Raw genomic sequence first — 11,882 nt, 5'->3', positions numbered from 1 at the left:
GAAAGGAGCGACACTATGACTAAGGCAACGACTCAGACTTCACGTCAAGAGCAGATTGATGCAATCAAGAGAGATTGGGCAGAAAACCCACGTTGGAAAAACGTGCGTCGTCCTTACACTGCGGAAGAAGTGGTTGCACTTCGCGGTTCAATCGTGCCTGAGAATACTATCGCCAAGCGTGGTGCGGCTAAGTTATGGGAACTGGTGAATGGCGGCGCTAAAAAAGGCTATGTGAATTCGCTCGGTGCGTTAACGGGCGGTCAAGCGGTACAACAGGCGAAAGCGGGTATCGAAGCGATTTACCTTTCTGGTTGGCAAGTGGCTGCAGATGCTAACTTAGCCGGCACTATGTACCCAGATCAATCTTTATACCCAGCGAACTCAGTGCCTGCTGTGGTATCCCGTATCAATAACTCTTTCCGCCGTGCTGACCAAATTCAGTGGGGCAATGGCGTTAATCCAGAAGATGAAAAATTTGTTGATTACTTTCTGCCAATCATTGCTGATGCAGAAGCGGGTTTTGGCGGCGTATTAAATGCCTTCGAACTGATGAAGTCGATGATCGACGCGGGCGCTGCCGGTGTTCACTTTGAAGATCAGTTAGCTTCAGTGAAGAAATGTGGTCACATGGGCGGCAAAGTATTAGTGCCAACCCAAGAAGCGGTACAAAAGCTGGTTGCTGCACGTTTAGCGGCGGACGTGAGCGGTGTTGATACACTGGTTATCGCCCGTACCGATGCTAACGCGGCCGATTTGTTAACTTCAGATTGCGACCCATACGACCGTGATTTCGTGACTGGCGAGCGCACCAATGAAGGTTTCTACCGTGTTAAAGCGGGTCTTGACCAAGCGATTTCTCGCGGTCTAGCTTACGCCCCGTATGCAGATTTGATTTGGTGTGAAACCGCTAAACCGGATCTTGAAGAAGCGCGGATTTTTGCTGAAGCGATTCATGCTCAATACCCAGATCAACTGTTGGCGTATAACTGTTCGCCTTCGTTCAACTGGAAGAAAAATCTGGACGACGCCACTATCGCACGCTTCCAACAAGCATTGTCAGACATGGGCTACAAGTACCAGTTCATCACTTTAGCCGGCATTCACAACATGTGGTACAACATGTTCGACCTCGCTTACGACTATGCTCGTGGCGAAGGTATGAAGCATTATGTTGAGAAAGTTCAAGAAGTTGAGTTTGCTGCAGCGAAGAAAGGTTACACCTTCGTCGCGCATCAACAGGAAGTGGGCACTGGTTATTTCGACCAAGTGACTACGGTTATTCAAGGTGGCCATTCATCAGTGACCGCACTGACCGGTTCTACCGAAGAAGAGCAGTTTTAAGCAGTAAGCAGCGCTTAGGATGGTCCATTGTGATTGTGGATCACTCCTCTGCACGCCTTACGTTCATGTATGTGGTGAGGCGTGGTTAAAAACTCGAAATAGAGGGCAAGGGCGGACTGTGATGAGTTACCGAGCTTGCAGCCTAAATCTCGAGTCGAGTATGAAAGAGTGTTACCCGTAAGCCTGTGTTTAGCTGCTCTGCAGCTGTTGTCCCCCGTGCAGTTCGCCTACATGTGCTGTGCGGGTTTTTAAGTCAAATTTTGTGACTTAACTTCCTACCCAGTAAGTTTTTGCTTGCCTTAGCTTGGCGACTCTATGAGTCGCTATTTTTTTGCTTATTGGTTCACGATTGCGCTGATTAATATGGTGCAACTCTGATGCGACTTGGTGCAATAATCGGATTGTTTTACAGCAGCTTATTGCTATCTCATTGTTATTTAATGGCTATCAATTGTGGCCTGAAAAATGCTCTGAATACAGTGGGAAGTTATAGCGTATTAAAGCTGATTGTTGGCATTCACATTGAGGTCACCGCCATGAAATATTACAGTCGCCGTTTAGTTAAACCTGAACATTTAAATCCAGCAAATACGCTGTTTGGCGGTCAGTTGCTCAGTTGGATAGACGAGGAGGCCGCTATTTTTGCTGCCTGCCAGATGAAGAGCACCAGCCATGTGACTAAGCTGATTTCTGAAATCAACTTTATGACGCCAGCGCATCAAGGTGATGTGATTGAGTTTGGTCTGGAGCTGGTGAGCCTTGGCCACAGTTCGATTACCGTAAGCTGCCAAGTGCGCAATAAGATGACGCAGGCGCCAGTGGTGAGCATAGATAAGATGGTGTTTGTGCATGTGAATGCCCAAGGATTGCCTGTGCCCCACGGTATTCGGGCGAATGCGGCTTAGCGGGCGCGGAGCTTGAAATGCGTGACGTTTGAATAGATAAGATACTTAAAACAGACAGTGACGCCTAGGCGTCACTGTGATTAGTCTTTGGTTAAATCTTCTTTTACCGACTTGACGGCATCCCGCGAGGCATGACCTATGGCTTTGGTGGTGTCTCGAGTCGCGTGGCCTATCTCAGTGGTGACATCTTTAGTGGTTGTGCCGATGGCACGGCCTGCGTCCTTTAAATCCGCACAGGCGGATGTAGCAAGTAATAAAGGAATAATAATGAGCGTCGCTTTATTCATTGTGATGCTAATCCTCAATTTAAGTTCGTAACTCAATTTACTGGGCCTGCCATTTCTACAGTGCCAAATAACATTCGGGACAATATAACAGATCTTGAGCTGAATCACGCTATCGCACCATTATCTGCCGAGTCGCTGTCGTAATGTCTTTAGGCAAGTTTGAGCAAGAGGTGTGGAGCGGATAGTGCGAAATGACGTCGGAGTTTAAGTTTTATAAATTCAGCAAATAAAAACGCCAGTGGCGTTTTGCGCACTGGCGTCTAAGGTCGCTAAATAATACTGCAAAGATTATTCGAGTTTGGCTAAGCGTTGTTGATAGTCTTCAATCAGGTGCTGCATGATTTCTTCCGGTGCAGCATCGTCACAGCAATCATCTAAAAAGATTTTAAAGGTGACTAGGGCATGGCCGTCATTTTTGAGTCTGTCACTCTGCATTGAGAAGTAAGCATCTTCATTTTCGGCTTTACGAACCACAAACTTATTTGTTTCGAAGGACTTATCCCCAGAAAGTTCGTGCCACTTAGTGATGCGATTTAACGCGATTTCACAGGACTGGTTCATTTCAATATGATTTAACCAAGTAACGGGATGTTCAGGATCTTTGTAATGTGGACATCTAACTGTGTAGTTATATACATGGGTGATTGCAGTCATAGCGTACCTACCTGTTCGAGGATATTGTTGCCATCATAGGCATCGTTTTTGAATTCGGTCAATCATTAATTAAGTCTATTTAGCCTTGATGTTTTTTGACGGAGAAGGATAGTTACTGCATGAAAATTAACCATTTACTTAATCTGTCATGTCTCTATTTAGCATGAGTTTTATGCCAATAACTTTGTGCTAGATCTCAGTTTTGGGTGAAGTTTCGCTTTTGCTGAATTACTGATTAATAAAGCAACAACTTGGTCGTCAGTAAGTCTTATTGAGTGTAAGTGATAAAAAGAGTGAACCGCGGAGTAAATAGGTTAATCAAGCTTTGATGGGCGTAATACGATTAAGTGGCAGTATAAGTTGTCGCAGAGGAAACGCAGAAGGCAGAATGGACAGAGGCCCATTCGTTAGAACGGGCCTCTCAGCTGGCTTCATCTTTTGCAGGGAAAAAGCGAACTGGGGCCATCTTATCGGATCTGTAACAGTCTGTAACCCACAGAGATCACGTTTTTTATATCATTTTGCTATGAATATTTGAGGTTCAGATCCTTTCTTCTTGAATATGCAGATTTGTGAGTGTTTTGTCAGTGCAAAGGTGCATAGACACTGAGTTTTATGTTGGTTTTTGTTGCTCAATTTTTAAGATAGTAACTTACCTCACCATCTTGTCGATACCGGTATAAAAAAGGCCCCAATAGTGCAGCGATAATCTGCGCACTATTGGAGCCCAAAACGCACTCATTGGAGGATGAAGTCGTGTTTACGCACTAGCAGGACAATCAGTCGTTATCCAGCAAGTTAGCGCACGATTGCTGTGCGATAACTTGCGATTGATAAAGTATGGCGATTACAGCGCGCAACTACAGCGCATTAGTGAAGATCTGACAGATCTCCGCATGGGTCGCTTGTTTTGGATTGGTGAATCCACAGGCATCTTTTAACGCGTTATCCGCAAGTGTTGGAATATCTTCCGCTTTCACGCCTAACAAGGTCAGGTTTTCTGGGATCTTAACCGCAACAGACAGCTCTTTGATTGCCGCTATCGCCGCACTGGCACCTTGCTCATCGGTCATGTTGGACACATCCACACCCATAGCCTTGGCAATGTCTTTTAAGCGAGCAGGGACGACCTGGGCATTGTATTCCTGTACATGGGGCAGCAGCAGGGCGTTACACACACCGTGGGGCAGATCGTAGAAACCGCCTAATTGGTGCGCCATCGCATGCACATAACCTAAGCTGGCATTGTTAAACGCCATACCCGCTAAGAATTGGGCGTAGGCCATTTGTTCACGGGCGTTGATGTCTTGACCGTTTTCAACCGCGTTGACTAAGTTAGCCTGAATCAATTCCATGGCCTTGATCGCACAGGCGTCGGTGATCGGGTTGGCAGCAATAGACACATAGGCTTCAACCGCGTGAGTGAGTGCATCCATACCGGTTGCGGCCGTGAGGCTCGCAGGCTTTTTCAACATGAGCTCAGGGTCGTTGACCGACAGCAAAGGCGTGGTGTGTTTATCGACAATCGCCATTTTAATGTGTCGGGCTTCGTCGGTAATGATACAGAAGCGCGTCATTTCACTGGCTGTGCCTGCTGTTGTATTAATGGCCACTAACGGCAACTGAGGTTTTGCGGATTGATCTAACCCTTCGTAATCCTTAATGCTGCCGCCATTGGTGGCAACAAGGGCGATACCCTTGGCGCAATCATGGGGTGAGCCGCCGCCGAGTGAAATCACAAAGTCACACTTGTTGGCTTTTAACAGGGCTAAACCGGCTTCGACGTTGGTCACGGTTGGGTTAGGTTGTACGCCATCATAAATGGTGGAGGTAATGCCATTTTGACCGAGTTTTTCGGCCACTTCACCGACTAAGCCAATGTTGACTAAGGGTTTGTCTGTCACTATGAGTGCGTGCTTAAAGCCTAAGGTTTTGATGTCACCGATAGCGTCATCCACAGCGCCTTGGCCTAATACGTTGACAGAAGGAATAAAAAATTTAGCAGCCATAAAATCCACCTATTAATTTGCAAAGATAAATTTGTTTTCGTTTCTGGTGTTCAAGCTACCAATTTGGAGGTAGTGAAAGTGTGAGCTTGATCGAGTTCAGCGCTTATCTGGGGCCAATTTCCCACTAAAGTTGGAACCCGGTAACTAAACTTCGGACTTTTATGACGGGTATCAGTGTCGGCGTACGGTATGGTTTTTTTAGCGTTGTTAGCGCCCCTTGTGATGCATCATTTTTGATTATCTTTTACTGGTCTTTTTATCGCATTTTTGCCCCGTCTTTTAATCCAACATTTCACGGCTCAATTGTTAAATCTAACAGAGGTCAAACCTCATTAATACTCTCATTCGTAGCACTATCTTCAGCTAATTAGTTTGATGTCTAATATTAATTTGTGTGTGCTGCTGTGGTTGTGGTAGGGCCGCAAGTCAAAGAAATCTATACATTTATCTTGTTTTTACACATTAATTATTTTTTGCATAACCAACTCGTGAGCTTTGTCACTGTGCTATTTTAGGTTGATAGTTACATCACTAATCATTATCATGGTTGTTAATTGAACGTTCAATTAACGTCGTTCAGAGTATTGAGAGAGTGGTCATTCCTTGAGTATTTATGCCTAAAGCCGCAATGAAATTGATACGCAGACAGCAGCTTATCGATGCGACATTAGCATCGGTTGCCTTGCATGGATTGCAGCACACGACCATCAACAGCATTAGTCAGTTGGCGGGAATGTCGTCGGGGATCATCAGTCATTATTTCAGTGGTAAGCAGGGCTTGATCCAAGCGACGCTACGCCACTTGCTCGAGCAGTTAAAGCAGGCGTTGCTCAATCGAATCCAAGGACAAGTGTTGGCGCCAACAGAGCGCTTAATGATGATAGTTGAAGCGAATTTTACCGAGTTACAGCGCTCACGAAATGTCACTCACACTTGGCTGAGTTTTTGGGCACAGGCCGTCCACGATCCCCAGTTAGCCCGTTTGCAGAATATCAATAGTCGTCGCTTATACAGCAACTTACATTTTTCCTTTCGGCAAGTGCTGCCCAAAGAGTTTGCCCTGATGGCTGCTGAGCAAACGGCGGCGATGATCGATGGATTTTGGTTACGCAGCGCCTTAAGTGAAACCCCTGAGCAGGATTTTGTTCAGGCCGAAAAATTATGCAAAACCTTTATCCACAATGTGATAAAGCAGCATGGAGTCAATACATGTCAGTAGAAGTACAGTACAACTTTATTGCGGGTCAGTTGCTCGCTAACGACAGTGGCGAAACCTTCGACGTCGTCAATCCTGCCACTGGGCAATTGGCGTACCGAGTGCAAGTGGCCGATGACAAAATTCAGCAAGCGGCCATCGAGAGCGCCAAAAAAGGCTTTGCGATTTGGTCTGCCATGAGTGCCACCGAACGCAGTCGTATTCTATTAAACGCGGTCGCATTATTGCGCGATCGTAATGATGAACTCGCGGCAATCGAAGTGCGCGACACAGGTAAACCTTGGCAAGAAGCCTCAGTGGTTGATGTGGTCACAGGAGCAGATGCCATCGAGTTTTTCGCCCATATTGCCCCTGGGCTTGAAGGCGCGCAGCAGCAAGTCGGTGGAGATTTTTATTATACCCGCCGTGAGCCTTTAGGCATTTGTGCTGGTATTGGCGCTTGGAATTACCCATTACAAATCGCCTGTTGGAAGGCCGCTCCTGCCTTAGCCAGCGGCAATGTGATGATTTTTAAACCTTCGGAAGAAACGCCGCTTGGCGCACTGAAATTAGCGCAACTCTTAAGTGAAGCGGGTTTGCCCGATGGCGTATTTAACGTCGTGATGGGCGATGGCAAGGTTGGCGCTTGGTTAACGGGACATCCGGATATTGCCAAAGTGTCCTTCACTGGTGAAGTCGGTACTGGCAAGAAAGTCATGGCGGCGGCGGCAAGTTCATTAAAAGACGTCACTATGGAACTCGGTGGAAAATCACCGCTTATCGTGTTTGACGATGCTGATATCGACAATGCGGTTTCAGGTGCCATGCTCGGTAACTTCTACACCCAAGGTGAAGTCTGCACCAATGGGACACGAGTGTTTGTCCATGAGTCGGTTTATCAAGACTTTATTGAGAAGCTGCTCGCCCGTACCCAAGCCAATATTGTGGTGGGCGATCCTATGGCGCCAGAGACTAACTTTGGCGCGTTGATCTCCAAAGATCATCAGCAAAAAGTGCTCGATTATATTCAGCAAGGTATCGATGACGGCGCAACTCTGCTAACTGGTGGCACAGCGTTAACGCCTGAAAATGCTCCCAATGGGTACTTTGTCGCCCCAACTATTTTCACCGATTGCACCGACGATATGCGTATCTGCCAAGAAGAAATCTTTGGCCCTGTGATGTCGGTACTCACCTTTAAAGCTGAAGCCGAAGTGATTGCTCGGGCAAACAATACCGCCATGGGCTTAGCTGCTGGGGTGTTCACCCAAGATATCAGCCGTGCCCATCGGGTTATTCATCAGTTACAAGCGGGTATTTGTTGGATCAATGCCTATGGTGCATCGCCAGCCGAAATGCCGGTAGGTGGGTATAAGTTGTCGGGTATTGGCCGTGAAAACGGTAGCGAGACACTCAAGCATTACACCCAAGTTAAAGCCGTTTACGTGGGTCTACAGCCCTTAGAAAGCCCATTTTAAGGAGGCATTTTGACTCATTCACTCCAGCAAAAATATTATAACTACATCATAGTTGGCGCCGGTTCTGCAGGGTGTGTGCTTGCCAATCGCTTGTCTAAGGATCCTAAAAACGAAGTACTGTTATTAGAAACCGGTGGCAGCGATAAGAGCATCTTTATTCAGATGCCGACGGCGTTATCGATTCCGATGAACAGCCCTAAATATGCTTGGCAGTTTGAGACGCAGCCTGAGCCATATTTAGATAATCGCAAGATGCATTGTCCTCGGGGCAAAGTGCTTGGCGGTTCATCGTCGATTAACGGCATGGTGTATGTCCGTGGTCATGCCAGAGACTTTGATGAGTGGCAGGCGCAAGGGGCGACCAACTGGGATTACAGTCATTGCTTACCGTACTTTAAAAAGGCGGAAACCTGGGCCTTTGGTGGCGATGAGTATCGCGGCGAGTCTGGACCGTTAGGCGTTAATAACGGTAATCAGATGCAAAATCCCTTATACCAAGCCTTTGTGGATGCGGGCATTGCGGCGGGGTATTTATCGACCGCCGATTATAATGCGGCGCAGCAAGAAGGCTTTGGCCCTATGCATATGACGGTCAAAAAAGGTGTGCGTTGGTCTACCGCTAATGCTTATTTACGTCCGGCGATGGCCAGACGTAACCTCACTGTGTTGACCCACACCTTAGTGCATAAAGTGTTATTGGAAGGGCAAGCGGCCGTTGGCGTTCGCATTGAGCACAAAGGCAAAGTTGAAGATATTCGTTGTAATAAAGAAGTGATTTTAGCTGCTGGCTCAATAGGTTCGCCGCATTTGTTGCAATTATCAGGCATTGGCGATCCCCAAGTATTGGCCGATGCTGGGGTCGAGTTACAACATGAGTTGCCCGGTGTTGGTCAGAATTTACAGGATCATTTAGAGTTTTATTTCCAATTCAAATGCCTTAAACCGATTTCACTCAATGGCAAGTTAGATCCTTTCAGCAAGTTCTTAATCGGTGCTCGGTGGATCTTAGATAAGTCTGGTCTAGGGGCCACGAATCACTTTGAATCCTGTGGTTTTATTCGCTCAAAAGCGGGCCTCGAGTGGCCAGATTTGCAGTACCACTTTTTACCTGCGGCTATGCGCTACGATGGTAGAGAAGCCTTTGCGGGGCATGGTTTTCAGGTGCATGTAGGGCATAACAAGCCTAAAAGCCGTGGTGCCGTGACCTTAGTATCGGCAGATCCTAAAGCGCCGCCTAAGATCCAGTTCAATTATTTACAGCATCCCGATGATATTGAAGGCTTTAGAGCCTGCGTGCGTTTGACCCGTGAGATCATCAATCAAGCGCCATTCGATGAGTATCGCGGCGAGGAAATTCAACCCGGCACACAAGTGCAAACCGATGAGCAAATCGATGCCTTTGTGCGTCAATCGGTTGAGAGTGCTTATCATCCTTCTTGTTCATGCAAGATGGGCACAGATGCGATGGCGGTGGTGGATCCTGAAACCCGCGTGCATGGATTGCAGAATTTACGAGTGGTGGATTCTTCTATTTTCCCGACTATCCCAAACGGCAATTTGAATGCGCCGACCATCATGTTGGCTGAGCGCGCTGCGGATATGATTTTAGAGGCTGAGATGTTAGCGCCAGCAGATTCCACCGTTGTGCTTGCCGACGCTTGGCAAACCACACAAAGAAGCACTGCGACAAGTTAACGCCATAAGTGCACAACATGCCTGCTCGGTCCGTCTTATCGATGGGCTGGCGGCTTCAATTTTGAAGTGACTCATTAATTGATGACTCAAAACTCATTAATTGATTACTCAAAATAAGGGTCATGATTCATTTTATCTAAAGGGTCGGTCAGCCCGCAGTGAGTGTGCAAATGATCACTTTCACGACTGAACATCTATCAGGGTTTAACTATCGCAGAGCGCTTTTTAAGTAGCGATATTTAAGGCTTGAGGGCAGAGCGCTGCCTTTAAAAATGATTCAGTTTTTTATTATTAAATAAAAACATGGAGTTACATTTTATGGATTCATATCCTCATGCCTACTTATATCCAGTATCGACTGGGACGGAGTGCATCCTATGACCTGGTTATTATCCGCAGGGATACTGTTTACTTTTGCCGCGATTGCGTTTGTGATTTATCGCTGGGGTAACATTCGCTGTATCGGTGTGACGCCTGTGCGTACGTTTACCTTTATCGCGATTCTGTTCACTTCTGGGCTTGATGTCGGCTTGATCATGTTTCCGCTGACCGAGTTTGCCGGCTATGCCAATGTGGCGGCGAGTCCTGAATACGGCTTTACCAATCCGCTGGCGATTGAGTTTGGCTTTTGGGCCTTCTTAATTTGGGGTTTCTACTTTTTAACCTGCTTCTATTTTTGTGTGATTGAGCCTAGGGTAAAGTTTTTTGATATTCCTTTAGTTAAGTTCATCAACAATATTGTGATTATTGGTACCTGTGCCTTTACCGCCTATTTGTTATTAAGCAATTTGCCCTGGTACTTACCCGAATTAGGTGATGGCGAAACCATAGTCGGTAGCTTTTATTTAATCGTATTTATGGTGATTGCCGCGGCGGTATATTCCAGCACTAGCATACGTTATGTGCGTATTTTGAGCTTAGCCAGCACTTGGTTATTTTTAGGCTTGATTGCCATGATGTGGGCCAGTGCATTTTTATCGGCTGACTCGAGTGTGGGCGAGTTCTTTACGACCTTTGCCATGTTGGGCGACTACTTCGGCAATATTCAACATTTTGTGTTACCCATCAACGACTACCATGAGTTTTATCTGTTCTGGTGGTTTGCGTGGAGCATTATGATTGGTCAATTTACCTCGCGCTTTGTCGGCGGGATGAAAACCTATCAAGTGTTGCTGGCCATGATGGTGTTTCCGTCTATCCCCATCGCTATCTGGTTCACCGTGCTTTATTACTACAGCGCCAATGGGTTAGATACCTCGGGCTTCTATAATCTGGCGATGGTGATTGTAGGGGTGACCTTTGTGATTAACTCACTCGACTCACTGGTACGCCTGTATACCGACAATCTTAACCTGACGATTGAGCGTTTAGGCAAGCTTAAATATGTCAGCTTTAACTTAGTGTTGCTCTGCAGTCTGACATTACTCTTTCAATTAGACTTTCTTCAAATTCAATGGGTTGGTGCAATCGCACTGGGCCTGATCTTTAGCTGTTTTGGTTACATCATGATGACGCAATTGCAAACAGTTCGTGCCATTGAGCGCTCGCCAAAAGAGAACAAAATCGACTTTACTAAAATTGAGCTAGCTAACTAATGGAAAAATTAATAATGAAATCAAAATGTTTTTATCTTGTCGCCGGCGGATTGTTATTGATGTCGACTGCGGCGAATGCCGGATTATCGGCCACTGTGACGGCGACGTCGGATTACACTTTTAACGGTGTTAGCCAAACGGACAACGGCCCAGCACTGCAAGGCAGTTTGGATTACGGTTTTGATTCGGGCTGGTACGTGGGCGGCTTTACCTCGAACGTCGACTTTGGTGGCAGCGATGACACTTGGTTGGAGCTCGATGCCTATGCGGGTAAGTATTTTCAGCTTAACAAGCAACTGAGTCTCGATGTCGGACTGGCCTATTACACCTACCACGGGGACTCTTTCTCCGATGAGTACAACTATCCTGAGCTGTATAGCAAGCTAGGTTACGACACTTCCCTTGGCCACTCTGAAGCTAAGTTAACCTACACATGGGACTACTTTGGTTTAGGCGGCGGACATTACACTATGTTGCTCGGCCATACGATTAGCGTTGCCGAAGGCCATGATATTCGCTTCAGTGTTGACCGCTCGACGTCACTCGATGAAGACAAATGGTCATGGGATGGCGGTAAATCCTTTAATCACTTCCGCGTTGCCTATATGACCAGCTGGAGCGGCTTTGATTTCAGCCTTGCCGCTGAAGATACCAGCATGAACTTAGATACCAGTGACGAGCGCCTAGTGTTGTCGGTATCGCGCCAATTCATGTTGTAATCTA

General features: G+C 46.7%; 10 protein-coding genes. 7 read left to right on the top strand and 3 right to left on the bottom strand.

Annotated elements, in window-relative coordinates; all coding sequences use genetic code 11:
* The first annotated feature begins 15 nt into the window (after positions 1-15).
* Together aceA and Q4Q50_RS00835 are read left to right on the top strand one after the other, a co-directional pair.
* Complete coding sequence (gene aceA, locus Q4Q50_RS00840; protein WP_012588215.1) at positions 16-1,341, top strand: isocitrate lyase; 1,326 nt, start codon at positions 16-18, stop codon at positions 1,339-1,341.
* Positions 1,342-1,877: 536 nt separating this feature from the next.
* Positions 1,878-2,246, top strand: a complete 369-nt coding sequence (locus Q4Q50_RS00835) for an acyl-CoA thioesterase (protein WP_006080843.1) — start codon at positions 1,878-1,880, stop codon at positions 2,244-2,246.
* An 80-nt stretch (positions 2,247-2,326) separates the two neighbouring features.
* Here the strand turns inward: Q4Q50_RS00835 and Q4Q50_RS00830 are convergent, their stop codons facing one another.
* The 3 genes from Q4Q50_RS00830 to yiaY form a co-directional block, all read right to left on the bottom strand.
* The gene (locus Q4Q50_RS00830; protein ID WP_006080844.1) at positions 2,327-2,533 is read right to left on the bottom strand and encodes a hypothetical protein; all 207 of its coding nucleotides are present in this window, start codon (positions 2,531-2,533) and stop codon (positions 2,327-2,329) included.
* Positions 2,534-2,821: 288 nt separating this feature from the next.
* The gene (locus tag Q4Q50_RS00825; protein WP_006080845.1) at positions 2,822-3,187 is read right to left on the bottom strand and encodes a hypothetical protein; all 366 of its coding nucleotides are present in this window, start codon (positions 3,185-3,187) and stop codon (positions 2,822-2,824) included.
* Positions 3,188-4,047: 860 nt separating this feature from the next.
* Positions 4,048-5,196: an L-threonine dehydrogenase gene (gene yiaY, locus Q4Q50_RS00820; protein ID WP_311897923.1), complete on the bottom strand. Its 1,149-nt coding sequence runs from the start codon at positions 5,194-5,196 to the stop codon at positions 4,048-4,050.
* 613 nt (positions 5,197-5,809) lie between these two features.
* Between yiaY and betI the strand changes: the two genes are divergently transcribed.
* From betI to Q4Q50_RS00795, 5 genes are all read left to right on the top strand, one after another.
* A complete protein-coding gene (gene betI, locus Q4Q50_RS00815; RefSeq protein WP_259510208.1) occupies positions 5,810-6,415 on the top strand; it encodes a transcriptional regulator BetI in 606 nt (201 codons plus the stop codon).
* Entirely contained in the window at positions 6,406-7,869 is a 1,464-nt protein-coding gene (gene betB / locus Q4Q50_RS00810) for a betaine-aldehyde dehydrogenase (protein WP_311897922.1), read from the top strand. The genes betI and betB overlap by 10 nt, the downstream gene beginning before the upstream one ends.
* Before the next feature lie 9 nt (positions 7,870-7,878).
* Positions 7,879-9,564 (top strand): choline dehydrogenase, encoded by a 1,686-nt coding sequence (betA, locus tag Q4Q50_RS00805; protein WP_311897921.1) that lies wholly within the window; start codon positions 7,879-7,881, stop codon positions 9,562-9,564.
* A gap of 377 nt (positions 9,565-9,941) precedes the next feature.
* Positions 9,942-11,159, top strand: a complete 1,218-nt coding sequence (locus Q4Q50_RS00800) for a choline transporter (RefSeq protein ID WP_006080850.1) — start codon at positions 9,942-9,944, stop codon at positions 11,157-11,159.
* 14 nt (positions 11,160-11,173) lie between these two features.
* The gene (locus tag Q4Q50_RS00795) at positions 11,174-11,878 is read left to right on the top strand and encodes a TorF family putative porin (RefSeq protein WP_041411055.1); all 705 of its coding nucleotides are present in this window, start codon (positions 11,174-11,176) and stop codon (positions 11,876-11,878) included.
* Positions 11,879-11,882 lie beyond the last annotated feature (4 nt).

The sequence above is a fragment of the Shewanella scandinavica genome (genome assembly GCF_031932065.1).
GTDB lineage: Bacteria > Pseudomonadota > Gammaproteobacteria > Enterobacterales > Shewanellaceae > Shewanella > Shewanella baltica.
This window is presented reverse-complemented; position numbering and strand designations above follow the sequence as displayed.